The following is a 26,382-nucleotide window of genomic DNA, read 5'->3' as shown; positions in this document are numbered from 1 at the left end:
ACTGAGCCGTGAAATCTTCATTCGCCACATCCGCTCCCTGCTTCTACCCTTGTGGCAGGAAGTGTTCGTTTTTCGCCGCGCCCTGGCCAGGCTCCGCGGGCTGCGAAGTGGAGGCGGTTCGATGGATGCCGATCTGCATGGGATGCAACATGAGGATGACGGCAGTGGTCGTTGTTACACCGTCGATTGCATCAAGCGTTGAGGAAAGTTATGCAAGCTGTCATGAACCCGAAGTATCCAGGGCTCAGTGTGCGGGTCGCCGATGCAGGCTTTGATGCCTACGTGTGGGGCAACGATTTCAGCTTTGAGGTCAGTGCCTATGGCGTGCCGGAGATGGGCAAGCGCGTTGATCAATGGCAGGTGGAGCGCATCCTGCCGTACCGCAAGTGTTATGGCATCGACCCCGAGGAATTCGCCAGTTTTCGCGATGCGCCCGACAGTGCAATCTTCATGGCGTACCTGGACGATTGCCCGGTGGGGCATATCGTGGTCAGCACCAATTGGAACGGGTTTGCCCATGTCGACGAACTGGCGGTGATCCTGCCGGCGCGGCGTCACGGTGTGGCCAAGGCGTTGCTGGATGTGGCGCAGTTCTGGAGCCGCAAGAAAAACCTGCCGGGCATGATGCTCGAAACCCAGAACAACAACCTCGGCGCCTGCCGGTTGTATGAGCGCTGCGGCTATGTGATGGGCGGTATCGACCACCTGCGCTATCGCGGCATTGACCCGCAAACCCGCGAAGTGGCGATTTTCTGGTATCGGTTGTTCAAGTCCGAGGCGGTGCTGAAAGCGCAGTCGTGAGTCGATCCAGGGCTGGAGCCTGTTACGCGACAGGCCCATGGGGAGAAATGCCCGCCAGCAGAGCCTCGGCCTTGTGCGCAATGATCTCCAGCAACGCGTTCAGCGCGGGCGTGGGGTCGACGTTCTTCGACATCAATGCGTAAAGGACCACCGGGATGGGCGGCGACAGCGGGCAGGCATCCAGTCCGGCCTCGTGCGCGCCGGCTGCCGTGAACGGGTCGACAATCGCCAGGCCTTCGCCGGCCTCCACCATGCTGCGCATCATCTGGTAGGTCTGCACTCGCGTCTGCACCACCGGCAGCGGGCGCAGGGCTTGCAGTTTGGCATCCAGCAGGCGACTCAAGGGGTCGTGCCCTTCAAGCCCGATGAGCGACTGCCCGGCCAGGTCTTGCAGCGCGATGTACTTTTGCCGGGGCTTGAGCCAGCCTCGGGGCGCGAGCAATTGCAGTTTGCCCTGCGCCACAGGTGTGCTCAGGATCTGCGCATGCTCCGGATCATGCAGGCTCAGGCCCACCTGCGCGTCGTGAAGCAACAGGCTCCTGACGATCTCCCGTGTCGGCTGGCTCGACAGGCTGCAAGGCGTGTCCTGAAAGCGGCGACGCAATGCGGCAATGCTTTGCGGCAGCAATTGATTGGCCAGGGGCGGGGTGCAGAGCGCATGAAGCGTGGGCGCATGATGATGTTTCAAGCGGCTGGCAAGGCGTTGCACCGGCTCCAGCGCTTCGTACAGGTGGGCAATGTGCGCCTGTAATTCGAGGGTCTCGCGTGTCGCCTGCAGGCGCCCGCGCACGCTGGCAAACAGCATGAAGCCCAGTTGCTGCTCGGCATCCTTGAGCGAGGCTTGTACATCGTCCACGGGGAGCTGCAGCCACTCGGCGGCCGTGCCGAGGTGCCCGGTCTGCAGGATGGCTTGAATGACTTCGATATGACGTAAACGCATGGCCGGAGTCTATGTGCAGCGCCGTGGGTATTCAATGGCGCAGGCCATTGTGCGCAAAAAAGACAGTCGGTGTCGGCCATGCCTATGGCGTTGGGCCACGATCTCACTAGAATGACGCCGTCTGATCATCAACGACCACTGCCGGCGCGCCGGTACTTACAAAAAAAAACAGGTCTGGTCTCAAATGCGCATGCCCTCGCTGTTTCGCAGGGTAACGGTCAAGCAGTTCCTGGTCCTGGTGACCGTGGGATGTGCGGCTGCTTATCTCCTGCACAATCAAGACGAAATCATCCCGGAACATTTGGTGCTGGAGCGCTATATCCGCGCCCAGCAACAGGTGGACGAGCAGGTGGGCGCGATTCTGGGAATCAGGCTGGTCAGGCAGGTGGAGGCCTATCCGATGTCCGATTCGCCGGGTTACCTGCGTTCATTGTTTGCGGTCGAGGGGGAGCGGGGCAGCCTGATGGTGACGCTCAAGCAGATCAAGGGAGAGGAGGGCATAGAGCTGACGGAGATCCGTCGTCCCTGATCGACCCCGGCCCAGTCAATGCCGTCAATGGCCAGGACTGAGCTGGTAGATGAGGCGAGGTCTTATGACGCGAGGGTGGTCTTTGATTCGCGGACGATAACCGTGCCCGATTGAATCAGTCTGAATTCATCGCCTTCCAGTTTCTCTACACGGTCGCCAATGGCCAGCTTGTAGGTAGTGGTGGGCGCCGAGCCAGCCAGGTCGCCTTGCGCCGGGTTGGATTCCTGGAACTCATGCACGGAATACACGCGACCTTCCGCGTCTCTGGCATGAAACTGTCCGACAAGTACTGCTGCCATCTGCTTAGAACCTCTGGAGATAAACACTCGATTTGCGGTGGTGTAGACCGTCAAGAAGCCGGGTAGTTTACCTATGGGAAAAAAATACTATTCGCCGACGAATTAAGACGCTTCCTACGCAGGAAGTAGAAAGGCAAACCCTGCGTGAATCTCAAAAAGCTTCTGGTGAACACGCCGCGAAGACTTTATAACTACAGGCTCCTTTAGTCAGACGTCGGGAAACCTCAATGAGCAAGGTCTACACGATTGCCGTCCTGGTTGGCAGCTTGAGAAAAGAATCGATCAACCGCAAAGTCGCGCTGGCACTGGCCGAACTGGCCCCCGCCAATCTCAGGTTGAACATTGTCGAAATTGGCGATCTGCCGCTCTACAACGAAGACATTGACGGTGCATCACCGCCGGCAGCCTACAGCACTTTCCGCAGTCAGGTGGGTTCATCCGACGCGGTGCTGTTCGTGACCCCCGAATACAACCGTTCAGTGCCGGCCCCGTTGAAAAACGCGATTGATGTGGGCTCCCGCCCGTATGGCAAAAGCGCCTTCAGCGCCAAGCCCGGTGCGATCATCAGCGTGTCGCCAGGCGCCATCGGCGGCTTTGGCGCCAACCACCATCTGCGCCAGTCCCTGGTGTTTCTGGACGTGTGGTGCATGCAGCAGCCGGAAGCCTACCTCGGTGGGGCCGGGAATGTGTTTGATGAGTCGGGGAAGGTGTCGGAAAAGACTCGGCCGTTCCTGCAGGCATTTATCGATGCCTTTGGCCAGTGGGTAGAAAAACATAACGGTTGAGTAACCAATGACATCCAGGGGTGGGAACGCTTGCTCCCACCCTGGACGATGCAGTCAACTCAGGATCAGCGCAGCAAGTTGGTCCGCGCCAGTTCAATCACCTCATCTCCACGGCCGCTCATCACTGCCTTGAGCATGTACAGGCTGAACCCCTTGGCCTGTTCCAGCTTGATGGTCGGTGGCATCACCAGTTCCTGAGTGGCGGTGACCACGTCCACCAGCACCGGGCCGTCGTGGGCCAGGGCGCGGCGCAGGGCCGGTTCCAGGTCTTCGGACTGCTCCACGCGAATTCCGAGGATGCCCATGGCGTTGGACATGGCGGCGAAATCCGGATTCTTCAGCTCGGTGCCCGTGTCCAGATAGCCGGCCGCTTTCATCTCCATGGCGACAAAGCCCAGGGAGGCATTATCGAAAACGATGACTTTCACTGGCAGGTTCAGTTGCGCCAACGAGATGAAATCCCCCATCAGCATGGCGAAACCCCCGTCGCCGGACATCGAGATCACCTGCCGGCCAGGGAACGCCGCCTGTGCGCCAATCGCCTGGGGCATGGCATTGGCCATGGAGCCGTGGTTGAACGAGCCGATCAGGCGGCGTTTGCCGTTCATCTTCAGGTAGCGCGCCGCCCACACGGTCGGTGAGCCGACGTCGGCGGTGAAGATGGCATCGTCGTCGGCCAGTTCGCTGAGCAGGCGCGCAACGTATTGCGGGTGGATCGGCCGGCCGGCCTTTGACGGCTGAGCGAGATCATCCAGGCCCTGGCGGGCATGTTCGTAATGCTTCAAGCAGGTTTCGACAAAGCTGCGATCAATCTTGCGCGTCAAACGCTGTAGCAGCGCCTCGATGGTTTCACTGACATCGGCGGCAATGCCCAGGTCCAGCGAGGCGCGACGGCCCAGGGCCTGCGGGTCGCGGTCGATCTGAATGATCGTCGCGTCGGTCGGGTAGAACTGGCGATACGGAAAATCGGTGCCGAGCATGACCAGCGTGTCGCAGTCGAGCATTGCGTGGTAGCCGGAGCTGAAGCCGATCAGGCCGGTCATGCCCACATCGAACGGGTTATCCCATTCCACATGCTCCTTGCCGCGCAGGGCATGCACCACCGGCGCGCCAAGCATGTCGGCCAGCGCCACCACCTGGTCATGGGCGCCTGCGCAACCACTCCCGCATAGCAGGGTCACTTTCTGGTTGCCCTGGAGGATTTGGGTCAGACGTTGCAGATCTTCCTCAGCCGGCAAGGTGCGCGGCGCGTGCAGTGCCGGCCACGGCTTGAGCTTGGCATCCACTTCCAGCAGCGACACATCCCCCGGAATCACCACCACCGCCACGCCACGATTGAGGATCGCCGAGCGCATGGCGCGGTGCAGCACCTGGGGCATCTGCTCGGGGTTGCTGACCAGTTCGATAAAATGGCTGCACTCCTTGAACAGCTCCTGAGGATGGGTTTCCTGAAAATAGTTAAGGCCGATCTCCGACGACGGAATCTGCGCAGCGATCGCCAGCACCGGCACATGGTTGCGATGGCAGTCGAACAGGCCGTTGATCAAGTGCAGGTTGCCCGGTCCGCAACTGCCGGCGCACACCGTCAGTTCACCCGTGGCGGCGGCCTCGGCACCGGCGGCGAACGCGGCGACTTCTTCGTGGCGCACATGCATCCACTCGATGCTGTCCATGGTGCGCAGGGCGTCGGTGAGGCCGTTGAGGCTGTCGCCGGTCAGGCCCCAGATGCGCTTGATGCCCGCCTGTTCAAGGGTGGTCGCCAATTGCTGGGCCAGGTTGATTTTCGCCATGAAGAACTCCAATCGTCAGTGAGGTTAAAAGCTGCTGATCAATAGGGGACAGTTCGATCACGGCGAATGCTCCGTTTTTAACGTGAAGATTGCGTCATTGCGGCGCGGTATTGTCGAGTGCGTCGGGCGATAAACCATTGATCGCGCAGCAATGCCAGCCACGGTGTCGTCTTGGCATCGGGCAGACGGCCAAGGCTCAGGCGGCGCATCTGGTCGCGCACTACGGCGAGCGTAGCGAGGGCGGCCAGAGGCTTGCGCTTCCAACTGATGGGCTGTAGCTGTGGGTTTAGATCGCGGCCTTCGCGCCAGTGCTTGAGCAACTGCGGCTCCAGAGTCAAGGCGGTGGCGATGCCGGCCATGGCGATGCCGCTGTCCAGTACTTGCTGCACCACCGGCAAACGGCGAATCCCACCGGTGACCATCAGTGGCATTTTCGCGATGATTGCCAGCTCCCTGGCAAATTCGAGGAAGTACGCCTCACGCGCCAGGGTGCGCCCGTCGCGCGCCTCACCTTGCATGGCCGGGGCTTCGTAGCTGCCGCCGGACAATTCGAGCAGGTCGATGGGCAGGGGGTTGAGCATCTCAACCACCGCACGCGCATCGGCGTCATCAAACCCGCCACGCTGGAAGTCGGCCGAGTTAAGTTTGACCGCCACGCAGAATGACGGACTGACCGCCGCGCGCACCGCATGCACCACTTCCAGCAACAGGCGCGCGCGGTTCTCCAACGAGCCACCCCAGCGGTCGGTGCGGTGGTTGCTCAAGGGCGAGAGAAACTGGCTGAGCAGATAACCGTGGGCGCCGTGGATCTGCACCCCGGTAAAGCCGGCTTTTTCGGCCAGGCGTGCGCTGGTGGCGAAGCGTTTGATCACGTCCTGGATATCCTCTTGCGTCATGGCCCTGGGCTTGGCAAACAACCTGGAAAAACTGCCCAGGTCCAGCGCGATGGCAGAAGGTGCCAAAGCCTGCTGGCCAAGGTTGGCCATGGTCTGCCGACCGGGGTGGCTGAGCTGCACCCAGAAGTGCGTGCCTTTGGCGCGGGCCACATCCGCCCATTCACGAAAGCTGTCCAAATGCTGCTCGTCTTCCAGGGCGACGCCGCCGGGACCGGTCATGGCATGGCGGTCGATCATCACGTTGCCGGTCAACAGCAGGCCAGGCTCGCCATCGGCCCAGGCTTTGTACAGTTGCTTGAGCTGGCGGGAAGGTGCTTGCCGAGCATCGGCCATGTTCTCTTCCATGGCAGCTTTGGCGATACGGTTCGCGATAACTTGGCCGTTAGGCAGTTGCAAGGGTTCGAAAGGTGACATGGGTTGACTCCTGAGCAGGGGAGACCTCAGGCTAAGCTTAAAGTTAACTTTAATGTCAAGCGGGCGTTTTGATGAACATTGGGGAGCTGGCAAAACAGAGCGGACTGGCGGCTTCACGCATCCGTTTTTATGAGGCTCAAGGCCTGATCAGCCAGGTGGGGCGTCAAGCTAATGGGTACAGACGCTACGGGCCGGATGCGCTGCAGACTCTGCAATTGATCCAAAGCGCGCAGCAGGCTGGATTTACTTTGCAGGAACTCAAGGCGTTGATGCCCGCACCGGGCGAGTACAAACGAGACGAGCTGATTGAGGGTTTGGAACGCAAGGTAGCGCAGATCGAGGTGATGCAGGCGCAGCTTGAGCACAGTAAGGCACAGTTGCTGGGTGTGATCGAGGCGGTGCGGGCGCAGCCGGAAGGCGTGCCGTGTTCGATGGGGCAGGAGCGGGTGCTGGCGTCGATAAAACAGTCCTGAATGTGCACAGTGCCAATGTGGGAGGGGGCTTGCTCCCGATAGCGGTGGGTCAGTCACGCAGATGTTGACTGAGACGATGCTATCGGGAGCAAGCCCCCTCCCACATTAGGTCCTGCGGCGTTCCGTGAACTCAGCGTCGCCGAAACAGCGGCAGCGGTTCGTCGGTTGCGGCCTGGTAAGTCACCGAAAAGTCCTTCAGGCTTTCCAGCGCTTCGTACGGGTCCTTGTCGGCGCGCAGGGCGAAGGCGTCGAACCCGCAGCGGCGCAGGTAGAACAGCTGGTCGCGCAGTACGTCGCCAATTGCGCGCAGTTCGCCCTTGTAACCGTAGCGGTCACGCAGCAGGCGCGCGTTGGAGTAGTTGCGCCCGTCGGTGAAGGCCGGGAAGTTCAGGGCGATGACCTGGAAGTGCTCCACGTCGGCGCCGATCTCTTCGGCTTCCTCGTCGGCGTCCAGCCACACACCCAGGCCGCCGTCGCGGGCCTTGAGGGCGTGGCCGTGTTCGCGCCACAGCGCCAGCGGCACGATCAGGTCGTCGCAGTTGGAGATGCCGTCGAAGCTCGCGTCCTTGGGCAGCAGGTGCCAGGTTTCGTCGAGGACTTCGTTGTTCTTAATGATTCGCTGCATAGACGCGCTCCTTGAACAGGTCAATGCCGATGCGTTGGTAGGTGTCGATGAAACGCTCATCTTCGGTGCGCTGTTCGACGTACACATCGATCAGCTTGCCGATCACCTCGGGCATGGCTTCCTGGGCGAAGGACGGGCCGAGGATCTTGCCCAGGCTCGCATCGCGGCTGGCGCTGCCGCCCAGGGACACTTGGTAGAATTCTTCGCCTTTCTTGTCCACGCCCAGGATGCCGATATGGCCGACGTGGTGGTGACCACAGGCGTTCATGCAGCCGGAGATGTTCAGGTCCAGCTCGCCGATGTCGAACAGGTAGTCCAGGTCATCGAAACGACGCTGGATCGATTCGGCAATCGGGATCGACTTGGCGTTGGCCAGGGAGCAGAAGTCGCCACCCGGGCAGCAGATGATGTCGGTCAACAGGCCAATGTTCGGCGTGGCGAAACCGCCCTCGCGCAGCTCGCCCCACAGGGTGAACAACTGACTCTGTTCGACGTCCGCCAGAATGATGTTCTGCTCGTGGGAGGTGCGCAGTTGGCCGAAGCTGTAGCGCTCGGCCAGGTCGGCGACGGCGTCCAGCTGCTTGTCGGTGATATCGCCCGGCGCAACGCCGGTGGGTTTGAGCGACAGGGTCACGGCCACGTAGCCCGGCTGTTTGTGCGCCAGGGTGTTGCGGGTGCGCCAGCGGGCGAAACCCGGGTGCTGCTGATCGAGCGCCGCCAGCTCGGCGTCCTGGTTGCTCAGGGCTTTGTAATCCGGGTCGACGAAGTGTTTGGCCACGCGGTGTACTTCGGCTTCGGTCAGGGTGGTCTGGCCGCCGCGCAGGTGTTCCATCTCGGCATCGACTTTCTGCGCGAACACCTCTGGGGTCAGCGCTTTGACCAGGATCTTGATCCGGGCCTTGTACTTGTTGTCACGCCGACCGTAGCGGTTGTAAACCCGCAGAATCGCGTCGAGGTAGCTGAGCAGGTCCTGCCACGGCAGGAACTCATTGATGAAGGCGCCGACCACCGGGGTACGGCCCAGGCCGCCACCCACCAGTACGCGGAAGCCCAACTCGCCTGCGGCGTTGTGCACCGGCTCAAGGCCAATATCGTGCACTTCGATGGCGGCGCGGTCCGAGGTCGAGCCGTTGATGGCGATCTTGAACTTGCGCGGCAGGTAGGCGAATTCGGGGTGGAAGGTGGTCCACTGACGCACGATCTCGCACCAGGGGCGCGGGTCGATCAGCTCGTCGGCGGCCACACCGGCAAACTGATCGGTGGTGACGTTGCGCAGGCAGTTGCCGCTGGTCTGAATGGCGTGCATTTGCACGGTGGCCAGCTCGGCGAGGATGTCCGGCACATCTTCCAGCGCCGGCCAGTTGAACTGTACGTTCTGGCGGGTGCTGATGTGGGCGTAGCCCTTGTCGAAGTCGCGGGCAATCCTGGCCATCATGCGCGTCTGGCGCGAGGTCAGTTGGCCGTAGGGCACGGCCACCCGCAGCATGGGTGCAAAGCGCTGAACGTAGAGGCCATTTTGCAGGCGCAGAGGGCGGAACTCTTCTTCGCTCAGTTCGCCTGCCAGATAGCGTCGGGTCTGATCACGGAACTGCTTGACGCGGTCCTCGATGATGCGCTGATCGTATTCGTCGTATACGTACATATAGGTCCTGTTCTCGGCAAATCTGCGCGCACGGCCGCGCACTCCCAACGGAGCCGGCGCACGATAACAGGTTGCGTTTATGCGCAAAAGTGATGTTTGAGTATATGCAAATAACCAAAATGACTAATGCGAACCGTTATCGCGATACCCACATTTGTCATATGGGCAAGCATGAACTTTACTGTGCTCGAGTCTTGATGCAATCACCTATAAAACCGACAAGAGGCGATGCGATGAGCAATTCTACAAAAGCCCGTAAACCTGGCATTACCGTGGATGCCTGGGCGATTCTGTTCCTGATAGTGCTGGTAGTTGGCACAGCGCTGTTCTGGGTTGGCCATCCCTGAAGACTTTCTTGCTGGCGTCTCGATTGCCTGTCGTATTGCCACTATGATGGCGGTCAATATTCAAGGCTCGGACAACCATGTTGAAGGTTTTGATTACGTGTGTGTGGCTGCTCGGATCGACGTGGGCGGCGATGGCCCAGGCGTCGTCCGTCGTATTTCTCAACCCGGGTATGTCAACGGAAGCCTTCTGGGTCAACTATGCGCAATTCATGCAGGCCGCCGCCACGGATCTGGGCCTGGATTTGCGCGTGCGCTATTCCGAGCGCATTGCCGATACTACGTTGGCCCAGGCCCGGGAGGCACTGCAGGGCAACGTGCGGCCGGATTACCTGGTATTGGTGAATGAGCAGTACATCGCCCCGCAGATCCTGCGCATGGCCGAGGGCAGCGGCGTCAAGTTGTTGATCGTGAACAACGCGCTGACGGCCGATCAGGCTCAGATGATGGGCAGCCACCAGCATCCCGACTGGATCGCCAGCCTGGTGGCTGACGACGAGCAGGCTGGCTACCTGATGCTTATCGACCTGCTGCGCCAGTACGGCCCGGTGCCGCCCGGGGCGTCCATCGACCTGCTGGCATTTTCCGGCACCAAGACCACCCCGGCTGCGCAGTTGCGTGAGCGCGGCTTGCACCGTGCCCTGGCCGAGCATCCCGAAGTGCGTCTGCGCCAACTGGTCTATGGCGAGTGGAGCCGACAGCGGGCCTTTGAGCAGGCCACGCAATTGTTCAAGCGCAACCCGCAGACGGTGCTGGTGTGGGCTGCCAACGATGAGATGGCGCTGGGCGCGATGCAGGCCGTGCAAACGGGCGGACGGGCGCCGGGCAAGGATGTGTTGTTCAGTGCGGTCAACAGCTCACCGGAAATTCTGCAGGCGCGGCTGGACGGGCGGCTGACCACCCTGGTGGCCGGGCATTTCACGCTGGGAGGCTGGGCGATGGTGTTGATCAATGATCACGCCAAGGGCGTGGACCTCGACGCCCATGGCGGTCGCGATCGCCAGGCGGCCTTGTTCCAGTTGATCGATGCCAGCCAGGCCCGGCATTTACTGGGGCCGCCGATGGCGGTGGACTTTCACGCGTTGTCGGCGGTGGGCAAGCCCGCGTCCTACCGTTATCCGTTCAGCCTGCAACTGCTGCTGCGTTAAACGCCGGTCGCGGGCCGCACGACCGTCCTGCCAAGCCTAGTTGTCATAACCCAGGTTCGGCGCCAGCCAGCGCTCGGTCACGGCCAGGTCCTGGCCCTTGCGCGCCGTGTAGCTGGTCACCTGATCCTTGTCGACCTTGCCCACGGCAAAGTACTGCGCCTGCGGGTGGGCGAAATACCAGCCGCTGACCGCCGCCGCCGGGAACATCGCATAGTGCTCGGTGAGGAACACGCCGCTGCGCCCGGCATGCATTTCGCGCGCCTCGGGGTCCAGCAACTGGAACAACTGGGCTTTCTCGGTGTGGTCCGGGCACGCCGGGTAGCCGGGGGCAGGGCGGATGCCGCTGTATTGCTCCTTGATCAACGCCTCGTTGTCCAGTTGCTCGTCCTTGGCATAACCCCAATGCTCTTTACGCACCTGCTGGTGCAGCCACTCGGCGCAGGCCTCGGCCAGGCGGTCGGCCAGGGCCTTGACCATGATCGAGTTGTAGTCGTCGCCCGCGTCCTGGTAAGCCTTGGCCACTTCCTCGGCGCCGATGCCGGCGGTGGTGATGAAGCCGCCGATATAGTCGGTTACACCGCTGGCCTTGGGCGCCACAAAGTCGGCCAGAGAGAAGTTCGGCTTGCCGTCGGTTTTGATGATCTGCTGGCGCAGGTGGTGCAGCCGGGCAATCGGCTGGCCGTCGTCGCCGTAGACTTCCAGATCGTCATCCTGCACCTGGTTGGTCGGCCAGAAACCGAACACCGCCCGGGCGCTGATGAGTTTTTCGTCGATCAGCTTTTTGAGCATTTCCCGGGCATCGGCGTACAGCGCGGTCGCGGCCTCGCCAACCACTTCGTCGTCGAGGATGCGCGGGAACTTGCCAGCCAGGTCCCAGGAGATAAAGAACGGCGTCCAGTCGATATAGTCGGCCAGCACGTTGAGGTCGATGTTGTCCAATACCCTGGCGCCGGTAAAGGTCGGCACCACTGGCGTGTAGCTGCCCCAGTCGAACTGTGGCTTCTTGGCAATCGCCGCCGGGTAGCTCAGGCGCTCGGTGCGCGCACTGCGGTTGGACGTGCGCTCACGCACATCGATGTATTCCAGGCGGGTTTTCTCGACAAACGCAGGCTTAAGCTCCCTGGACAGCAACTGCGTGGCCACACCCACGGCGCGCGAGGCGTCGGTGACGTAGATCACCGCGTCGTTGCTGTATTTGGGCTCGATTTTCACCGCCGTGTGCGCCTTGGAGGTGGTCGCGCCGCCGATCATCAACGGCAGGTGGAAGTCCTGGCGCTGCATCTCACGGGCCACGTGCACCATCTCGTCCAGCGACGGCGTGATCAGGCCGGACAGGCCGATGATGTCGCACTTCTGCTCCCTGGCCACCTGCAGAATCTTCTCGGCCGGCACCATCACGCCCAAATCGACAATGTCATACCCGTTGCAACCGAGCACCACGCCGACGATGTTCTTGCCAATGTCATGCACGTCGCCCTTTACCGTGGCCATCAGGATCTTGCCCTTGGCTTCCGGCTTGTCGCCTTTTTCCAGTTCGATGAACGGGATCAGGTGGGCCACCGCCTGCTTCATCACCCGCGCGGATTTCACCACCTGGGGCAGGAACATCTTGCCGGCGCCAAACAGGTCGCCGACGATGTTCATGCCCGACATCAGCGGGCCTTCGATCACCTCGATCGGGCGTGCGAACGACTGGCGCGATTCTTCAGTGTCTTCAACAATGTGGGTGGTAATGCCCTTGACCAGCGCATGTTCCAGGCGCTTGTTCACCGGCCAGCCGCGCCATTCCTCGGTCTCTGCCTCCTTGACGCTGCCGTCGCCCTTGTACTTGTCGGCGATGGCGAGCAGGGCGTCGGTGCCTTCCGGGGTGCGGTTGAGCACCACGTCTTCCACGGCATCGCGCAACTCGGCGGGAATCTGGTCGTAAATCTCCAGTTGACCGGCGTTGACGATGCCCATGCTCAGGCCGTTGCGGATCGCATACAGCAGGAACACCGAGTGGATCGCCTCGCGCACCGGGTTGTTGCCGCGGAACGAGAACGACACGTTGGACACGCCGCCGGAGGTCAGCGCATACGGCAGCTCGTCGCGGATATAGGCACAGGCGTTGATGAAGTCGACGGCGTAGTTGTTGTGCTCTTCGATACCGGTGGCGACCGCGAAGATGTTCGGGTCAAAGATAATGTCTTCCGGCGGGAAGCCGACTTCATTCACCAGAATGTCGTAGGAGCGTTTGCAGATTTCCTTCTTGCGCGCTTCGGTGTCGGCCTGGCCGGCTTCGTCGAAGGCCATCACCACCACGGCGGCGCCATAGCGCTTGCACAGTTTGGCGTGATGAATGAACTGCTCCACGCCTTCCTTCATGCTGATGGAGTTGACGATGCCCTTGCCCTGGATGCACTTGAGGCCGGCTTCGATCACTTCCCACTTGGAGGAATCGATCATGATCGGCACGCGGGAGATGTCCGGCTCGCCGGCAATCAGATTGAGGAAGGTCACCATGGCCTTCTTCGAATCGAGCATGCCTTCGTCCATGTTGATGTCGATCACCTGCGCACCGGCTTCCACCTGCTGCAGGGCGACTTCCAGGGCTTCGGTGTAGTTGTCTTCACGAATCAGCCGGGCAAAGCGCGCGGAACCGGTGATGTTGGTGCGTTCGCCGACGTTGACGAACAGCGAGCTGCGATCAATGGTGAACGGCTCCAGCCCCGACAGTCGGCAGGCTTTGGGAATGTCGGGGATCGCACGCGGCGCATAGCCGGCCACCGCGTTGGCGATGGCTTCAATGTGGCCGGGCGTGGTGCCGCAGCAGCCGCCGACGATATTGAGGAAGCCACTTTGGGCGAACTCTTCGATGACCTTGGCGGTTTCCGACGGCAATTCATCGTATTCGCCGAATTCGTTGGGCAGGCCGGCATTGGGGTGCGCGGACACATGGGTGTTGGCCTTGTTCGACAGCTCTTCCAGGTAAGGGCGCAGGTCGCTGGCGCCGAGGGCGCAGTTCAGGCCCACGGAAATCGGTTTGGCGTGGGCCACGGAGTTCCAGAACGCTTCGGTGGTCTGGCCCGACAGGGTGCGGCCGGAGGCGTCGGTGATGGTGCCGGAAATCATGATCGGCAGCTCGACGCCCAGTTCCTCGAACACGCCCTGCACGGCGAAAATCGCAGCCTTGGCGTTGAGGGTGTCGAAGATGGTCTCGATCAGGATCAGGTCGGCGCCGCCTTCGATCAGGCCCTTGGTGGCTTCGGTGTAGTTTTCCACCAGTTCGTCGAAGGTCACGTTGCGGTAGCCGGGGTTGTTCACGTCCGGCGACAGTGAGCAGGTGCGGCTGGTAGGGCCGAGCACGCCGGCGACAAAGCGCGGTTTGGCCGGGTTTTCCAGGGTCTTGGCATCAGCCACCTGGCGCGCCAGACGCGCACCTTCCACGTTCAGTTCATAGGCCAGCTCTTCCATGCCGTAGTCGGCCATGGAGATACGCGTGGCGTTGAAGGTGTTGGTTTCCAGAATGTCGGCGCCCGCATCCAGGTAGGCCTTCTCGATACCGCCGATCACGTCCGGGCGGGTGATCACCAGCAGGTCGTTATTGCCCTTCACGTCGCTCGGCCAGTCGGCGAAGCGCTTGCCGCGATAATCCTGTTCTTCGAGCTTGTAGCTCTGGATCATCGTGCCCATGCCGCCGTCGAGGATCAGGATACGGTCCTTGAGGGCTTGGTGAAGGGCTTGCAGGCGAGCGCTACGATCGGACATGGGACTACTCTGGGTCAGGCATTACGGAGGGCGTGAATCATAGCAAACCTGTGCCGATTTTGAGCGTGCGCGGTTTTTCATGAATATCGCTCATGTTGTGGCGCGTAAAGCTGTTGCGGCGATGCAGTGCGCATCAGGGCCTGCGCCGTGGGAATCTGTAAGCGCGTGTGTTCTTTCAGCGCTATTCCGACAAAAACACTCGGACTTTGTACCTGCGTAATAATTTGGCGTAAACTCCCCCCAAGCCTGTGAGGAGTTTCCATGACTGCCATAACCATTACCGACGCCGCCCACGATTACCTGGCTGACCTGCTGTCCAAGCAGAACACCCCGGGTATCGGTATCCGCGTCTTTATTACCCAGCCCGGCACCCAGTACGCCGAGACGTGCATTGCCTACTGCAAGCCTGGCGAAGAGAAACCTGAAGACACCGCGCTGGGGCTGAAAAGCTTCACCGCTTACATCGACGCCTTCAGCGAAGCTTTCCTGGACGACGCCGTGGTCGACTACGCCACCGACCGCATGGGCGGCCAGTTGACCATCAAGGCGCCCAACGCCAAGGTGCCGAACGTCAACGCCGACAGCCCGGTCAATGAGCGCATCAACTACTACCTGCAAACCGAGATCAACCCGGGGCTGGCCAGCCACGGCGGTCAGGTCAGCCTGATCGATGTGGTCGATGATGGCATTGCCGTACTCAAGTTCGGCGGCGGTTGCCAGGGCTGCGGCCAGGCGGACGTGACCCTGCGTGAAGGCATCGAGCGCACCTTGCTCGAACGCATTCCGGAGCTCAAGGGCGTACGCGACGTGACTGACCACACGCAGAAAGAAAACGCCTACTACTGAGTAAGGCGTTCGCTGCGAACAAAAAACGGCGCCCGTGAGCGCCGTTTTTTATTGCGTGAATTCAGGGCTTACACCATCGATTCCACAAACCCGATCACTGTGTTCATTCACGGGCGATAGAGGTGGGCATGGCCGGCGCGGTACAGCGAAGAATCACCAAAACTGTCACTGCTCAGCACTCGCCCCACCACAATCAACGCCGTACGCCTGAAACCCTTGGCCGCGACTTTCTGCGCAATATCACTGAGCGTGCCCACCACCCAGTCCTGATCCGGCCACGTTGCGCGGTGCACCACGGCAATCGGGCAGTCGGCGCCATAGTGCGGCAGCAGCTGGGCGACGATCTTTTCCAGATGATTGACCCCCAGATGAATCGCCATCGTGGTGCCATGGCGCGCAAGGCTGTCGAAGTCCTCGCCGTCCGGCATGCGGGTCTTATCGGCGTAGCGGGTCAGGATCACGCTCTGGGCGATGTCCGGCAGGGTCAGTTCGGTTTCCAGCAATGCGGCGCAGGCGGCTACCGCGGTGACGCCCGGGATGATCTGGAACGGGATATTCAGCTCGCGCAAATGACGGATCTGTTCGCCAATCGCCCCATACAGGCTCGGGTCGCCAGAGTGCACGCGGGCCACATCCTGGCCGCTGGCGTGGGCGACCTCGATCAACTCGATGATCTGTTCCAGATGCAGTTCAGCGCTGTTGACCACCTGACGCGCCTGGTGGCCTTCCAGGACCGCCGCCGGCACCAGCGAGCCGGCGTAGATGATCACCGGGCAACTGCGAATCAGCCGCTGGCCCTTGACGGTGATCAATTCCGGATCGCCTGGACCTGCGCCGATAAAGTAAACGGTCATGGAAGTTCCTGCGGGAGGTAGTGGAGCATGAAGACGGCTCATGATCGAAATAGGCGATTATCAAGGTTCAGCCGGCGCAGGCCAACGCAAAGGTAGCCTTGGCGTTATTCCTGCGACTGATCAACAGGCGCGCAGGGGCGCCCGAAAGCTGTTCTGCCAGGGCGAGGGCGGCACTTTCGGCAATGCCATGGCAACCGGTGTGGGCAAAGGCGACGGCTGATTTGTGGCTCAGGCAGTCTTCATAAATCGCCAGTTGGGCAGCGCTGAAACACTGCAATGGCAATTGCAGCCGTTGGGCCAGGGCAATCAGCCCCGGCTCATCCTGTTTGCGATCCATGCTGGCCAGCGCGCTGACACGCTGGCGGTCGATGCCCGCCTCGGCCAGGGCGCCGTCAAGCAGCGCCAGCAGGGTGTGAACATCACAACCGCGCTGACAACCCAGGCCCACAGTCAGAATCATGCCGAGTATTGACCGTCGCGGTTGCGCCGGAACAGCCAGGCGCTGATCAGGCCCAGGGCCAGCCAGAACACGACGTTGGTCAAATGCGACGCGATCTTGAACTGTGCTTCGAGGGCCTCCGGCGCCAGCATTGCATGCACCTCAGGCTGCGGCGCGCCGATTACGTGGGGCACCGCCAGGATCGCCACGCCGAGGACTTTAAGCAGCCAGTTGCGGCCGAACACGATCAGCGCAATACCGGCAGCCGTTGAGGCAGCGGTGCCGATCCACCAGGTCTGGCGCAGCGCCAGGTCGGCGGCGGCAGTGCCCGGCAATTCCGGCGGCAGGCCCAGGGTGGGCGCCAGTACAAACGTCGCGTAACCGGCCAGGCCCCATAGCAAGCCCTGGGACGTGCGGGTCGGTGCGCGCAGGGTGTAGAGACCGGCCAGCATCAGCGCGAAACCCACCGCTACCACCAGGTTACCGCCGGTGGTCGACAGTACGCGCTGCCAGCCATCCTCCGGCTCCCAGGCTTCGGCGTCGTGGCCATGGGCAGCGTGCTCATGGGCCACTTCGGTTGCAGCCGGCGCCTTCTCGAATGTTTCGGCCTGCAGAATCAACGGGGCGACCCAGAAGCTTTGCAGCAGAGTCAGCAGCAGGGCGGCCAGCAGGCCGGTAAAACCGGCGGTTTGCGCAATACGCTTGATCATGTCAGCAGGCCTCAGTGGCACGGGAACGCGGCGCTGTGGCGGGTATCGTGGGCAGCGTTGTGCACCGCCTCGATATGCGAGAACCCTGCGAAATACACCAGGCACGCGCCGAGAATCGACGCCACGATGGCGGCGGTGAGGCGTTGGCTCAGGGTGGCGGTGCTGCTGGCGGTGTGAGAGGTGCTGCTGATGATCGACATGGCGCGTCCCTATCAAGTGTCTGGGCGAAACGAGCGCATGAAAACCCCGCGAGCCGGGCGCGCGGGGTCGAACAGCGCCCGCCCACCGCGGGTTTGTTATCTGATTTTTCGGGCCGGTCTCCGGGCTTGCGAGGGACACAGGGTCGAAAAGCATCGCCTTCCCATGCCTGCTGGCACAGTGGATCTGACGCTTCACTCGCTTACCGTTGCGGGGGCAGCACCGGACTTGTCATACCCATTTATTGCAGGTCATGACTCACCGGTTTCCCGTTTCACCCTGTGAAGGGCACCCGAAACAAGATGTACAGGAAAACACGAGCATGACTGGGCGTCAATTGGAGCAGGCGATGACGAACAGTCGCGGCGTAAAAGGCGTAGTGGCATTTTTGCCAAGTAATATTCCCAATTGCTTTGCGCGTCTGATGCACTTTTTTTTCGTGAGTGGATATCGGAAGGTAGACGCGCTGAAGTTGATGTTATCCATTAAGTTGATAAGGCCTTTTATGTCCGTTATATCGCGCGCCAGTTTAAATCCTCCGATGGTTAGTCAAAATATTATACATCCGCACGTTGAGGCCGCCGGCCCGCAATACAAGGCAAAGGACGCTGGCCACCAGCACTATCACGCGGGCCTCAGCAAGCCGTCCTGGTCCACCGATCAGGCCGCCAGCCAGATAGATCGAAGACAGCGCCGATTACAGGACCGTAATTACGATAAAGTACTGCGGCTGGGTTATACGTTTCGTGAAGTTGCATCAGGAGAGACCCGGTTTAATCAAACCCAACAAGAACAGGCCCGTCTTTCAATGCGGTCCTGGGCAGATGTAGCGAATATCGAGTTTGAAGAAGAAGCCGGTGCGCCGGAAGGCCAGTTACGTTTCGTCAATAGTGCGGAGCCCAATGTCGCTGACGCTGCGTTTTCCGAACATTCGGGGCGGGTACGTCTGAATTCGCACCATTGGGTCAATCGCGCGCCCACCGTAAACGGCTACGGACGTCATACGCTGACCCACGAAATCGGACACTTGCTGGGCGCGGCCCACACGGGTGACTATGACGCGTCGCGCGGCCCGAGCAACTACAGGGAGCATGCCATTTTCGCAGAGGACAGCCGGGCCTACTCGGTCATGAGCTATTTCGACGCGAGCAATACAGGCCATGATCACCAGGGCGAGTATGCCTCGGGGCCATTGATGACCGACATTGCCTGGGCCCAAAAGGCCTACGGCGCCAATTACAGCACCCGTAACACAGACACCACCTACGGCTTCAATTCCAATACCCGGCGAGACGATCTTTCGCTGGTGTCTCCTCGGGACGCTGCCGTGTTCTGTGTATGGGATGGCGGCGGTAACGATACGCTGGACTTCTCCGGCTACCATCAGAATCAGGTGATCAACCTGCGCGCTGAATCGTTCTCCGACGTCGGCGGCATGAAGGGTAATGTTTCAATCGCCAGGGGCGTTACCCTGGAGAATGCCGTCGGCGGTTCAGGCGCTGATGTGCTGATCGGTAATGATGCCGGCAACCGGCTCAAGGGCGGTGGCGGCGCTGATCACCTGTGGAGCGGCGCAGGAAGGGATACTTTCGAGTACGAAAATGCCACTGACTCGACGTTATACCACCCTGATGTGTTGAAGGATTTTGTCACGGGCGAGGACAAAGTCGACATCTCCAGATTATTGCGCAAGCACGGGCTCAAAGACCTTACCTTCGTCAACCGACTCTCCGGCAGGCCCGGTGAGGCGGGCCTTGGCTACGACCCGCAAAAGAACGAGTCGTGGCTGGTACTGGACCTCACCGGTAACGGCGAAATTGATTTCTACCTCGAAAGCCATGGGCGCATCGCGCTGTCCGACATCGTGATGGGCGTGCCGGTCAAGCATCGTTACGTTTAACGGCGGCGTCAGAATCCAGGGCATCGCACATTGACCGCTCGCCAAGCACTGCGTAGCCTTGCGCCTTCGAGGTTCTTCGGCCCAGGTCGAAGCTAAGAAGGGAACGCGGTTCAAGCCGCGGCTGCCCCCGCAACTGTGAAGGGTTCTGTTGACTGCCACGCCACTGCCGATCCGGCGGGAAGGCGCAGTCGGCGCCGGTCGCAAGACCCGCAAGCCCCAAGCCAGGAGACCTGCCTCGCAACCGATTTTCCAATTCAACCGGGCGGGGTGATCCGGTGACGAAATCCGCTGCTGCGCGCCGTCGCAGGGCCTATCGTCCCGTATGCCCGCCCCAAAGGGCATCCGATGAAAACACTGGCCAAACTTCCCGTCACCATCGTCACCGGCTTCCTCGGCTCGGGCAAGACCACCCTGTTGCGCCATATGCTGGACAACGCCCAGGGCCGCCGCATCGCGGTGATCGTCAACGAGTTTGGCGAGCTGGGTATCGACGGTGAAATCCTCAAGCAGTGCTCCATCGGTTGCACCGAGGAAGAAGCCAACGGCCGTGTGTACGAACTGGCCAACGGCTGTCTGTGCTGCACCGTGCAGGAAGAATTTTTCCCGGTGATGCGCGAACTGGTGGCCCGTCGCGGCGACCTCGACCATATCCTCATTGAAACCTCGGGCCTGGCCCTGCCAAAACCGTTGGTGCAGGCCTTCCAGTGGCCGGAAATCCGCAGCGCCTGCACGGTGGACGCCGTGATCACCGTGGTCGACAGCCCGGCCGTGGCCGCCGGCACGTTCGCCGCCTTCCCGGACCAGGTCGACGCCCAGCGCAAGCTCGACCCGAACCTGGACCACGAATCGCCGCTGCACGAACTGTTCGCCGACCAACTGGCCAGCGCTGACCTGGTGATCCTCAACAAGGCCGACCTGATCAGCCCCGACGACCTGGCCCGCGTGCGCCTGGAAGTCGCCGAAGAGCTGCCGCCGGCGGTCAAGGTCATCGAAGCCAGCAGCGGCCGCGTGCCGTTGGACGTTCTGATCGGCCTGGGCGCCGGCTCCGAAGAACACATCGACGCGCGCCACAGCCATCACGATGCGCACCACGAAGGTGAAGACGACCACGATCACGACGCCTTCGACTCCATCTCCATCGACCTGCCGCAAGCCGACGAAGCCCTGTTGCTCGACGCCCTGACCCAGTTGGTGGTGCAGCACGGCATCCTGCGTATCAAGGGTTTTGCCGCCATTCCCAACAAACCGATGCGCCTGTTGATCCAGGGCGTGGGCACCCGCTTTGACAAGCACTTCGACCGCGCCTGGGGCGCCGACGAAGCGCGCATTACCCGTCTGGTGCTGATCGGCCAGGAGCTGGACGCCGCAGGCCTCGAAGCGCAACTGCGCGCCGCGCTCAGCGTTTAAGCCATGCACCTGCTCAGGACCCAGCCCGGTGGTTTCGTCTCGGACGACAATATTGCCGACCTTGGACAGACCCCCGCTGAGCTGGTGATCCTGTGCAGCGGCGATTCGAGCCTGGCGCTGCTGGCCGAAGCGGCCCGGCAGTTGCCCGACGACTACCCCAGCCTGCGCCTGGCCAATCCGATGCAGGTGCAGAACCACGCCTCGGTCGACCTCTACGTGGATCAGGTGCTGCGCCACGCCAAGGTGATCCTGATCTCGCTGCATGGCGGCATCGGCTATTGGCGCTATGGCGTCGAGCGCCTGGTGGCATTGGCCGAGCGCGGCGTGCAGCTGATTCTGGTGCCAGGGTGCGACCGCCCGGACCCTGAGTTGGGCAGCCTGAGCACCGTCGGGGTGCAGGAGCGTGACCGTTTGTGGCACTTCCTGCGCCAGGGCGGTTTGGGCAATGCGCTGAATTTCTATCGCTGCCTGGCCTCGGGCTACCTGGGCCGCGACTATGCGTGGGTCGAGCCACAGACCCTGCCGCGCACGGCCATTTATCACCCGCACAACGCCAATGCCACGCTGCAGGACTGGCAGGCCGAATGGCGCGCCGATCTGCCGGTCGCAGCGGTGCTGTTCTACCGCTCGCATTTGCAGGCGGCCAACACCGGTTTTATCGATGTGTTCTGCCAGCGCCTGCAGGCGGCGGGCCTCAACCCGTTGCCGATGGCGGTGGCCAGTCTCAAAGAGCCCGGCTGCCTCACGGTGGTCGAGGACCTGCTCGACGAGGTGCAGGCGGCGGTGATCCTCAACACCACCGGCTTTGCCCAGTCCAGCCCCGAAGCACCGCATCTGCGCCCGTTTCGCCGCAATATCCCGGTGATCCAGGCGATCTGCGCGCAAGACAACCAGCCCGGCTGGGAAGCCAGCGCACAAGGCCTCGGCCCGCGTGATCTGGCGATGCACATTGCCTTGCCGGAGCTGGACGGGCGCATCATCAGCCGGCCCATCAGCTTCAAGGATTTGGCCTGGCGCAGCGAGCGCAGCCAGTCGGACGTGGTGTGCTACCGCGCCGCGCCCGAGCGCATGGACTTCGTCGCCGAGCTGGCGCGGCGCTGGGTCGATCTGGCGCGGGTGGCCAACGGCGACAAGCGCATCGCGCTGATCCTCGCCAACTACCCGACCCGCGATGGCCGCATCGGCAACGGCGTGGGCCTGGACACCCCGGCCGCCGCGCTGAATATCCTGCGTGCCCTGCAGGCCGAAGGTTATCCGCTGCCGGATGCGTTGCCGGAAAGCGGCACGGCGCTGATTCACGAGCTGCTCGGCGGCGTCACCAACGACCTCGACAGCCTCGACCTGCGCCCCTGCCACCAGAGCCTGGGCCTGGACGACTACGCGGCGATGTTTGCGCGCCTGCCCGCCGCCAATCAACAGGCGGTGCTGGAGCGCTGGGGCGCGCCGCAGAACGACCCGATGTGCCGCGATGGCCGCCTGATGATCGCCGGGTTGCGCCTGGGCCTGACGTTCGTCGGCATCCAGCCGGCGCGGGGTTATCAGGTGGATGCCAGCGCGGTGTATCACGACCCCGACCTGGTGCCGCCCCACGCCTATCTAGCGTTCTACTTCTGGCTGCGCCACACCTACGGCGCTCACGGCGTGATTCACGTTGGCAAGCACGGCAACCTCGAATGGCTGCCGGGCAAGGGCGTGGGCCTGTCAGAAAACTGCTGGCCGGACGCATTGCTCGGGCCGTTGCCGAATATCTATCCCTTTATCGTCAACGACCCGGGCGAGGGCGCCCAAGCCAAGCGGCGAACCCAAGCGGTGATCATCGACCACCTGATGCCGCCGCTGACCCGCGCCGAAACCTACGGCCCGCTGCGCAACCTCGAGCTGCTGGCGGACGAATATTACGACGCGCAACTGCTCGATCCACGGCGCGCGCTGGCGCTGCAAAAGGACATCCTCGCGCTGGTGCGCGAAACCCGGATCGACCAGGAGCTGGCGCTGGACAGCGACGCCGAGGCGTCCGTGTGGCTGCCGCGCCTGGACACCTACCTGTGCGATCTCAAGGAGTCGCAGATCCGCGACGGCCTGCATATCTTTGGTGAGTCGCCCCAAGGCCGGCTGCGCATCGACACGTTGCTGGCGTTGCTGCGCATCCCGCGTGACGACGGTCGTGGCGCGCAGTCGAGCCTGCTGCGCGTGTTGGCCAAGGCCTTCGCGCTGGGCTTCGACCCGCTGGACTGCGCGTTGGCCGAACCGTGGGGCGGCCCGCGCCCCGACGTGTTGCAGCGCATCGATCCACAGCGTTGGCGCACCGCCGGTGACACCCGCGAACGTCTGGAACTGTACGCGGCGCGCTTGATCGAGCAGGCGCTCGAAGGCCCGCTGGAGCAGCTTGAGGCGCCGGGCTGGGAGGACGTGAAAGCGGTGGTCGAGCATTTGCGCATCATCGTTGCGCCGCGCCTGGACGCCTGCGGCCCGGCGGAAATGCGCGGTTTGCTGGACGCCTTGAATGGCCGCTTCGTGCCGGCGGGTCCCAGCGGCGCGCCGAGCCGTGGGCGCCTCGACGTGCTGCCCACCGGGCGCAACTTTTTCAGCGTGGACGTGCGCAACCTGCCGACCACCACCGCCTGGCGCATCGGTTTCCAGTCGGCCAACCTGATCCTTGAGCGGCACTTGCAGGACCACGGCGACCACCTGCGCCAGCTCGGCCTGTCGGTGTGGGGCACCGCCACCATGCGCACCGGCGGCGATGACATCGCCCAGGCCATGGCGCTGATGGGCGTGCGCCCGGTGTGGGCCACCGGCAGCCAGCGCGTGGACGACTTCGAGATCCTGCCGATCAGCCTGCTCGACCGCCCACGCGTGGACGTGACGCTGCGCGTGTCCGGGTTCTTCCGCGATGCCTTCGCCAACCTGATCCGCCTGTTCGATGCGGCGGTGCAGGCGGTGGCGGCGCTGGATGAGCCGGACGACATGAACCCGCTCGCAGCCAAGGTGCGCAACGAGCGCGAGGCGTTGCGGGCGTCTGGCCTGGACGAAGAAACCGCCGCGAAACAGGCCGGCTGGCGCATCTTCGGCGCCAAACCGGGCGCCTACGGTGCCGGTGTGCAGGGCGCCATTGACGGGCGCCTGTGGCAGAGCCGCGAGGACCTGGCCGAGGTCTACCTCAATTGGGGCGGCTACGCCTACGGCGGTGCCGACGAAGGCACCGAGGCCCGCGAGCCTTTCGCGCGGCGCCTGAGCCAGGTGCAGGCAGTGGTGCAGAATCAGGACAATCGCGAGCACGACCTGCTCGATTCCAACGACTACTACCAGTTCCAGGGCGGCATGCTTGCCGCCGTGGAAACCCTGAGCGGCGACAAGGCCGCCAGCTACCATGGCGACCACAGCCAACCGGACCTGCCGAAAATCCGCACCCTCAAGGAAGAACTCAACCGGGTGATTCGCTCCCGGGCGGCCAACCCCAAGTGGATCGACGGCGTGAAGCGCCATGGCTACAAAGGTGCGTTCGAAATGGCGGCGACCGTGGACAACCTATTTGCCTTCGACGCCACCACCGAGCTGATCGACGATCACCAATACGCCTTGCTCGCCGACGCCTACCTGCTCGACCCGGACACTCGCGCCTTCGTGCAACAGCACAACCCGGCGGCGTTGCGTGACATGACCGAGCGCATGCTCGAAGCCCAGCAGCGCGGCCAGTGGCAAGCGCCGGGCGCCTACCGTGAAGCGCTGGAAAACCTGTTGCTTGATATGGAAGAAGGCAGCTGATGAGCGATCGCCACAACAAGTAGCAGAATTTAAAGAGAGCCGGTATGACCGATATTCCCCATTTCCCGCTGTCCGCCGTCGTCGGCGCCGACGACCTGAAACTGGCGCTGTGCCTGGCCGCCATCGACCCGAAAATCGGCGGCGTGCTGATCGAAGGACCGCGCGGCATGGCCAAGTCGACCCTGGCCCGTGGCCTGGCGGACCTGCTCGCCAGCGGGCAGTTCGTCACCTTGCCCCTGGGCGCCACCGAAGAGCGGCTGGTGGGCACCCTCGACCTCGACGCGGCGCTGGGCGAAGGCCGCGCGCAGTTTTCTCCCGGCGTGTTGGCCAAGGCTGACGGCGGCGTGCTGTATGTGGATGAAGTCAACCTGCTGCCGGACCATCTGGTCGACTTGCTGCTGGACGTGGCCGCCAGCGGCACCAACCTGATCGAGCGCGACGGTATTTCCCACCGGCATGCGGCGCGCTTTGTGCTGATTGGCACCATGAACCCGGAGGAGGGCGAGTTGCGCCCGCAACTGCTCGACCGCTTCGGCTTCAATGTGGCGCTGAGCGGCCACACCCTGCCGGCCGAGCGTGGGCAGATCATCCGCCGTCGCCTGGACTTCGACAGCGACCCCGCGGCCTTCTGCGCGCAATGGGCCGCGCCCCAGGCCGCCTTGCGCGCGCGTTGCACCCAGGCGCGTGAGCGGCTGGAGCGTATTGCCCTGGATGACGAGACGCTGGCGCAGATCACCGAGCGCTGTTTCGCCGCCGGTGTCGACGGCCTGCGCGCCGACCTGGTCTGGCTGCGCGGCGCCCGTGCCCATGCAGCCTGGCGCGGCGCCGATACCATCGCCGAGGAAGACATCCAGGCGGTGGCCGAGTTTGCCTTGCGCCATCGCCGCCAGCAGCAATCGCCACCGGCGAGCCCGCCCGATCAAGGCCAGTCTGCGCAACCGTCGGACACCTCGCCGGGCCAGGGCCAATGGGGCGACTTGCCCGCGCCGGCACTGCCCACCGGCGCGCGCCGCGAAGTGCCCGCCTGGCCAAAAAAGCCCTAGGCATCCGCCCCCGACCTGACCCGGGGGCGGATGCACGGCCCCGAGCGGGTCGACTCACCAGCGGCAGGCACGGCAAGGCGCGCGACGCCGAGCAGGGCACAGTCAACTGGCCGGGCACCTTGCTCGGCGGGCGCCCACACTCGCGTGAGGATTTACGCTTCCAGCAGCGCAATCGTGCGGCCCATGAGCTGTGGCTGGTGATCGTCGACGCCTCGGCCTCCACTCGGCGGCACCGCGCACTGAGCGACGCCAAGGGCCTGCTCGCGCAGCTGTTTGATGACGCTTACCGGCAACGGGCGCGCATGGCCTTGCTGACCGCCAGCGGGCCATCGCCGCAGTGGCAGGTACAAGGCCTGAAAGCCGCCAAAGGCCTGGCCGACTGGCTCGCGCAACTGGGCGCCGGCGGCGGCACGCCCTTGCTCGCGGCGTTGAGCGAGGCCGCGCAGTGGCTGCAGGTGCGGCGCAAACGTCATCCCACTGAGCAGCAACGCCTGTTGATCATCACGGATGGCCGCCTCAAGGCCATCGATCAACTGCCCCAACTCGACTGCCCGGGCTTGCTGGTGGATATCGAACGCGGCCCGATCCGGCTGGGAAGGGCGCAACAGCTGGCAGACGGATTGAACCTGGACTATCAGCATATCGATGCCAGGTAGCGCTGCAGAGCATCCTGCACAAGCCGTTTGAGCCTGTGGCGAGGGGGCCCTGTGGGAGGGGGCTTGCTCCCGATGGCGTCGGCCCAGCCAACATTGATGTTGACTGACCCACCGCCTTCGCGGGCAAGCCC

At 62.7% G+C, this 26,382-nt stretch carries 22 protein-coding genes and 2 riboswitches; of the genes, 11 read left to right on the top strand and 11 right to left on the bottom strand.

Annotated elements, in window-relative coordinates:
• Nucleotides 1-222 precede the first annotated feature (222 nt).
• The gene (locus TU79_RS18970) at nucleotides 223-801 is read left to right on the top strand and encodes a GNAT family N-acetyltransferase (protein ID WP_057009524.1); all 579 of its coding nucleotides are present in this window, start codon (nucleotides 223-225) and stop codon (nucleotides 799-801) included.
• Nucleotides 802-823: 22 nt separating this feature from the next.
• Here TU79_RS18970 and TU79_RS18965 read toward each other — a convergent pair whose 3' ends face one another.
• Complete coding sequence (locus TU79_RS18965) at nucleotides 824-1,741, bottom strand: LysR substrate-binding domain-containing protein (RefSeq protein WP_057009434.1); 918 nt, start codon at nucleotides 1,739-1,741, stop codon at nucleotides 824-826.
• Between the two features lie 184 nt (nucleotides 1,742-1,925).
• Between TU79_RS18965 and TU79_RS18960 the strand changes: the two genes are divergently transcribed.
• Nucleotides 1,926-2,270 (top strand): hypothetical protein, encoded by a 345-nt coding sequence (locus TU79_RS18960; RefSeq protein ID WP_057009433.1) that lies wholly within the window; start codon nucleotides 1,926-1,928, stop codon nucleotides 2,268-2,270.
• Nucleotides 2,271-2,332: 62 nt separating this feature from the next.
• Here TU79_RS18960 and TU79_RS18955 read toward each other — a convergent pair whose 3' ends face one another.
• A complete protein-coding gene (locus tag TU79_RS18955) occupies nucleotides 2,333-2,569 on the bottom strand; it encodes a hypothetical protein (protein WP_057009432.1) in 237 nt (78 codons plus the stop codon).
• A gap of 227 nt (nucleotides 2,570-2,796) precedes the next feature.
• On the opposite strand from TU79_RS18955, the gene TU79_RS18950 reads away from it, so the two are divergent.
• Entirely contained in the window at nucleotides 2,797-3,354 is a 558-nt protein-coding gene (locus tag TU79_RS18950) for an NADPH-dependent FMN reductase (protein ID WP_057009431.1), read from the top strand.
• Between the two features lie 65 nt (nucleotides 3,355-3,419).
• On the opposite strand, the gene poxB is transcribed toward TU79_RS18950, so the two are convergent.
• The gene (poxB, locus tag TU79_RS18945; protein ID WP_057009430.1) at nucleotides 3,420-5,144 is read right to left on the bottom strand and encodes a ubiquinone-dependent pyruvate dehydrogenase; all 1,725 of its coding nucleotides are present in this window, start codon (nucleotides 5,142-5,144) and stop codon (nucleotides 3,420-3,422) included.
• Nucleotides 5,145-5,221: 77 nt separating this feature from the next.
• Nucleotides 5,222-6,454, bottom strand: coding sequence for an NADH:flavin oxidoreductase/NADH oxidase family protein (locus TU79_RS18940; protein WP_057009429.1), 1,233 nt, complete (start codon nucleotides 6,452-6,454; stop codon nucleotides 5,222-5,224).
• A 71-nt stretch (nucleotides 6,455-6,525) separates the two neighbouring features.
• Here TU79_RS18940 and TU79_RS18935 point away from each other — a divergent pair, with 71 nt between their 5' ends.
• The gene (locus TU79_RS18935) at nucleotides 6,526-6,927 is read left to right on the top strand and encodes a MerR family transcriptional regulator (RefSeq protein ID WP_057009428.1); all 402 of its coding nucleotides are present in this window, start codon (nucleotides 6,526-6,528) and stop codon (nucleotides 6,925-6,927) included.
• Between the two features lie 130 nt (nucleotides 6,928-7,057).
• On the opposite strand, the gene TU79_RS18930 is transcribed toward TU79_RS18935, so the two are convergent.
• Nucleotides 7,058-7,552 carry a DUF934 domain-containing protein gene (locus TU79_RS18930; RefSeq protein ID WP_003235539.1) on the bottom strand — a complete coding sequence of 165 codons (495 nt, stop codon included), beginning with the start codon at nucleotides 7,550-7,552 and terminating at the stop codon, nucleotides 7,058-7,060.
• Complete coding sequence (locus TU79_RS18925) at nucleotides 7,536-9,194, bottom strand: nitrite/sulfite reductase (RefSeq protein ID WP_057009427.1); 1,659 nt, start codon at nucleotides 9,192-9,194, stop codon at nucleotides 7,536-7,538. The genes TU79_RS18930 and TU79_RS18925 overlap by 17 nt, the downstream gene beginning before the upstream one ends.
• A gap of 424 nt (nucleotides 9,195-9,618) precedes the next feature.
• Here TU79_RS18925 and TU79_RS18920 point away from each other — a divergent pair, with 424 nt between their 5' ends.
• Nucleotides 9,619-10,686 carry an ABC transporter substrate-binding protein gene (locus TU79_RS18920; RefSeq protein WP_057009426.1) on the top strand — a complete coding sequence of 356 codons (1,068 nt, stop codon included), beginning with the start codon at nucleotides 9,619-9,621 and terminating at the stop codon, nucleotides 10,684-10,686.
• Nucleotides 10,687-10,722: 36 nt separating this feature from the next.
• On the opposite strand, the gene metH is transcribed toward TU79_RS18920, so the two are convergent.
• Complete coding sequence (gene metH / locus TU79_RS18915) at nucleotides 10,723-14,433, bottom strand: methionine synthase (RefSeq protein ID WP_057009425.1); 3,711 nt, start codon at nucleotides 14,431-14,433, stop codon at nucleotides 10,723-10,725.
• Between the two features lie 261 nt (nucleotides 14,434-14,694).
• On the opposite strand from metH, the gene nfuA reads away from it, so the two are divergent.
• Entirely contained in the window at nucleotides 14,695-15,279 is a 585-nt protein-coding gene (nfuA, locus tag TU79_RS18910) for a Fe-S biogenesis protein NfuA (RefSeq protein ID WP_003190728.1), read from the top strand.
• 107 nt (nucleotides 15,280-15,386) lie between these two features.
• Here nfuA and cobM read toward each other — a convergent pair whose 3' ends face one another.
• The 4 genes from cobM to TU79_RS18890 form a co-directional block, all read right to left on the bottom strand.
• Nucleotides 15,387-16,133: a precorrin-4 C(11)-methyltransferase gene (cobM, locus tag TU79_RS18905; protein WP_057009424.1), complete on the bottom strand. Its 747-nt coding sequence runs from the start codon at nucleotides 16,131-16,133 to the stop codon at nucleotides 15,387-15,389.
• 67 nt (nucleotides 16,134-16,200) lie between these two features.
• A complete protein-coding gene (locus TU79_RS18900) occupies nucleotides 16,201-16,593 on the bottom strand; it encodes a cobalamin biosynthesis protein (protein WP_057009423.1) in 393 nt (130 codons plus the stop codon).
• Nucleotides 16,590-17,282: a CbtA family protein gene (locus TU79_RS18895; protein WP_057009422.1), complete on the bottom strand. Its 693-nt coding sequence runs from the start codon at nucleotides 17,280-17,282 to the stop codon at nucleotides 16,590-16,592. Before TU79_RS18895 ends, TU79_RS18900 begins: the two co-directional genes overlap by 4 nt.
• A gap of 11 nt (nucleotides 17,283-17,293) precedes the next feature.
• Complete coding sequence (locus tag TU79_RS18890; RefSeq protein ID WP_057009421.1) at nucleotides 17,294-17,482, bottom strand: CbtB domain-containing protein; 189 nt, start codon at nucleotides 17,480-17,482, stop codon at nucleotides 17,294-17,296.
• A 94-nt stretch (nucleotides 17,483-17,576) separates the two neighbouring features.
• Nucleotides 17,577-17,791: riboswitch (cobalamin riboswitch) on the bottom strand.
• A gap of 11 nt (nucleotides 17,792-17,802) precedes the next feature.
• Between TU79_RS18890 and TU79_RS18885 the strand changes: the two genes are divergently transcribed.
• The 5 genes from TU79_RS18885 (at nucleotide 17,803) to TU79_RS18865 (ending at nucleotide 26,251) form a co-directional block, all read left to right on the top strand.
• Entirely contained in the window at nucleotides 17,803-19,380 is a 1,578-nt protein-coding gene (locus TU79_RS18885; RefSeq protein ID WP_156418199.1) for a M10 family metallopeptidase C-terminal domain-containing protein, read from the top strand.
• Between the two features lie 52 nt (nucleotides 19,381-19,432).
• Nucleotides 19,433-19,632: riboswitch (cobalamin riboswitch) on the top strand.
• Between the two features lie 93 nt (nucleotides 19,633-19,725).
• Complete coding sequence (gene cobW, locus TU79_RS18880; protein ID WP_057009419.1) at nucleotides 19,726-20,787, top strand: cobalamin biosynthesis protein CobW; 1,062 nt, start codon at nucleotides 19,726-19,728, stop codon at nucleotides 20,785-20,787.
• A 3-nt stretch (nucleotides 20,788-20,790) separates the two neighbouring features.
• Entirely contained in the window at nucleotides 20,791-24,552 is a 3,762-nt protein-coding gene (gene cobN, locus TU79_RS18875) for a cobaltochelatase subunit CobN (protein WP_057009418.1), read from the top strand.
• Between the two features lie 44 nt (nucleotides 24,553-24,596).
• On the top strand, nucleotides 24,597-25,595 hold the full coding sequence (locus TU79_RS18870; protein WP_057009417.1) for a magnesium chelatase ATPase subunit I: 999 nt from the start codon (nucleotides 24,597-24,599) through the stop codon (nucleotides 25,593-25,595).
• A complete protein-coding gene (locus TU79_RS18865) occupies nucleotides 25,520-26,251 on the top strand; it encodes a vWA domain-containing protein (RefSeq protein ID WP_173670273.1) in 732 nt (243 codons plus the stop codon). Before TU79_RS18870 ends, TU79_RS18865 begins: the two co-directional genes overlap by 76 nt.
• Nucleotides 26,252-26,382 lie beyond the last annotated feature (131 nt).

This window comes from Pseudomonas trivialis (assembly GCF_001439805.1).
GTDB classification, from domain to species: Bacteria; Pseudomonadota; Gammaproteobacteria; order Pseudomonadales; family Pseudomonadaceae; genus Aquipseudomonas; species Aquipseudomonas trivialis.
The sequence above is the reverse complement of the archived record's forward strand: the minus strand, read 5'-3'. Positions and strand labels throughout refer to the sequence as shown.